Source organism: Neobacillus paridis, assembly GCF_016765675.1.
Lineage (GTDB): Bacteria > Bacillota > Bacilli > Bacillales > Cytobacillaceae > Neobacillus > Neobacillus paridis.
The window spans coordinates 1-851 of the sequence record NZ_JAESWB010000374.1 but is presented as its reverse complement, the minus strand read 5'-3'; the positions used below and the strand labels follow the sequence as shown (position 1 = coordinate 851).

General features: G+C 57.1%; 1 protein-coding gene. It reads left to right on the top strand.

What is annotated here, in order from left to right; genetic code table 11:
* Window positions 1–95: 95 nt before the first annotated feature.
* Window positions 96–851: PD-(D/E)XK nuclease family protein (locus JK635_RS29250; protein WP_235888347.1), on the top strand; the 756-nt coding region annotated here is incomplete at its 3' end.

The following is an 851-nucleotide window of genomic DNA, read 5'->3' as shown; positions in this document are numbered from 1 at the left end:
CCACGGCCACGGCAAACGGGCGAGCTCGGCCACTGTCGCCATTCCTGAATCGAATCGGGACAGTTGACCAACGACCCGTGACGCCGACTACTGTCATGCCTCTAGCTCCTGACGACCACCCCATACCTGTGGTGTTCTCTGGCACTCCACGCTTCACTTCCGATCAGGTCGGGCTATATGAATCCTGCGCTCGACGGTTTTTGTACACGCATCTGCTTCAGGTGGGTGGACGTCGTCGGATGAGCGCGTTCATGCAAATGCATGAGGCGATCCGCGAAGTCTATCGTACGGTTGTAGCTCAGGGAAGCTCGGCGACTGACGATCTGGATACTTTGCTCTTGAAAGCCTTTGTTGCCCATGGCCTTCATGGACATGGCTATATCGATGACTATCGCGCGATAGCCGTCACGATGCTTCAGTATTTCTTGGAATCAAGAGCAGGCGCCCGGTTTGAAGTACCAACGGCGCTCCACATTTCGTTTGAAAGTTTCAAAGTGGAAGTAAGGCCGGACGAAATTTTGTTACGAAATGGCGTCCGGACCTTGCGTCGGGTGAGGACCGGCCACGCGCCCAGCGAAGATGTAAAGGACGTTGGAGCCGCTGCGCTCGTACTGGCCGCCCGTGCGGCGTTCCCCGAAGCTCGCATCGAGATTGTGTACTTGGCCGATGCCGAATCGAAGCCATTGATACTCTCCGCTAGAGAGCTGAACAACCGGCAGGGCAAGCTGGGCGACATTTTCCGTGGCATCCGGGATGGCCAGTTCAAGGCCAAGGTGTCGGATGCCGTCTGTCCCAACTGCCCGGCCTTCTTCGTATGCGGCGCGGTGCCACCGGGCACGATCTCAAAAAAT